Genomic DNA, 1767 nt, shown 5'->3' on the forward strand with positions numbered 1-1767 from the left:
CTCCATAATCGCCGGACCTGTCACCGGGGAAGGATGCATGGACATGGATGTACCACGCCGTATCACGCCAAAGGGAGCGCATGAACGTCGAATCGCGCCTGATGCATGTCCCCCGCGCATCGAAGAGATTGCCGGATATGGCGCAAGCGGCGAGAAAAACCCGACGCGCTACCGGGTAGATCTGCATGACGCGTTACTCTCAACCATGATCACTGCGCAGAATCTCGCGCGGAGAGTGGCCTGCTCCATATATCCCTCTATGCCCCAGGGAGGCCGACATTGCGCCCCAAGATGCTTCCGTGCCTTGCTCTGCTTCTATTGACCGCCTGCAACCCGGAGTCCGCCATGAACCAGGAACGTGCCGCTGCCGAAGCCGATGTCGCCCAGGGCGGGCGTGGCCTCGCCAAGCTCAACCCCAGCCCGCGCAAGGCCTATGAACTGGTGCTGCGCCTGAAGGATGCCCCCGGAGATTTCGCGGTGGTCGAGGGCGTTGCGCAGTACGACGTCATCAACGAAGACCAGTGCGGTCACATCGAGCCCGCCACAGGCACCGCAGCGCGCATCACCAGCCAGGAACCGGTGCAGCTGCGCAAGGTTGCCGATGGCGAGTATCGCGGCACGTTGTATGTGGACCRTATGCTGGATGAGGACTACTACGGCCGCGGCGTCTGCAAATGGGAATTCAGCGGAGCCGGTGCCATGCTGAAAGCAACCGGCGCCGAAGACGAAACTCGCTTCCTGACCTTCGTCGATGCCAAGCCGCTGACCGACGGCAGCGCGCATACGCTCTACTATCCGGATCTGGTCTATCCGCGGGCAGATCGCGTTCCCAATTTCCCGGCCAGTGGTGAGCCTGATCGCAGCGGCTATGCCGCCGACCTGCAGGACAAGCTGTTCACGATCAGCCTTTCTGCGAGTGAGGTGGCACCGTGACCATCACCTCCCAGGACTACGCTGCGTTATCCGATGACGCCTACAAGGACCGCGCCGTCGGCCGACGTGCACCCGGCCAGGAAGAAAAGGTCACACTCAACGGCCATGAGTACAAAATACTCGAGCATGTCGACAACCGGCTCAACGGCTATCAGGGCACCGTCTATCAGCGCGTAGACAGCAAAGAGATCGTCATTGCCCATCGTGGCACGGAGGATATTGCCCGCGATGCGATCCTGACCGATGGCGGCATGGTGGTAGCGCGCACCAATGTGCAGGCACCTGACGCGATCGCATTGACCCAGAGAACGCTTGAATCTGCCGCACTCCAGTCCCGCTTGAATGGTGGACATACTCCCCAGGTCACCGTCACCGGCCACTCCCTCGGCGGCGCCCTTGCCCAGATCACCTCGCACCACTTCAACGTCAAGGGTGAGACCTTCAACGCCTATGGTGCGGTCAGCCTCAGCTACCGCATCCCCGAAGGCGGCAACACCATGATCAACCACGTCATGGCGTCCGATCCGGTCAGTGCTGCTTCGCCCCACTTCGGCCAGGTACGCATCTACGCCAACCCGGATGAGATCAAGAGGCTGTCAGCGGCTGGCTTCAGCAACCACCCGCTGCGCGACCTGATCCCGGATCGTCCAATCCTTGCAGCAGGCAGTTCGTTCGGCGCGCACAAGCTGGGCAACTTCCTCAACGACGGCTCGGTACTGAAGCATCCGGAAACGCAGCAACTGGCGAAAGACAACGCCAAGATGATCGAGGAGTACCGCGACGACGTGGAATCCCTGCGCAGTGGCGTTACCCGTGCAGCGCGCGGCATTCCCG

General features: G+C 61.6%; 3 protein-coding genes. 2 read left to right on the plus strand and 1 reads right to left on the minus strand.

Translation table 11 applies throughout. From position 1 onward, the window contains the following. Positions 1-187, minus strand: a 187-nt coding sequence (locus tag AB4Y84_RS20795) for a hypothetical protein (protein WP_442250832.1), incomplete at its 3' end; no start/stop codon positions are given. A 92-nt stretch (positions 188-279) separates the two neighbouring features. On the opposite strand from AB4Y84_RS20795, the gene AB4Y84_RS20800 reads away from it, so the two are divergent. Both AB4Y84_RS20800 and AB4Y84_RS20805 read left to right on the plus strand, forming a co-directional pair. Then, the gene (locus AB4Y84_RS20800) at positions 280-933 is read left to right on the plus strand and encodes a hypothetical protein (protein ID WP_442250833.1); all 654 of its coding nucleotides are present in this window, start codon (positions 280-282) and stop codon (positions 931-933) included. After that, the coding region (locus AB4Y84_RS20805; protein ID WP_442250834.1) for a lipase family protein at positions 930-1767 on the plus strand (838 nt) is incomplete at its 3' end. The genes AB4Y84_RS20800 and AB4Y84_RS20805, both read left to right, overlap by 4 nt.

The sequence above is a fragment of the Stenotrophomonas sp. 2YAF22 genome (genome assembly GCF_052114665.1).
In the GTDB taxonomy this organism is placed as follows: domain Bacteria; phylum Pseudomonadota; class Gammaproteobacteria; order Xanthomonadales; family Xanthomonadaceae; genus Stenotrophomonas; species Stenotrophomonas indicatrix.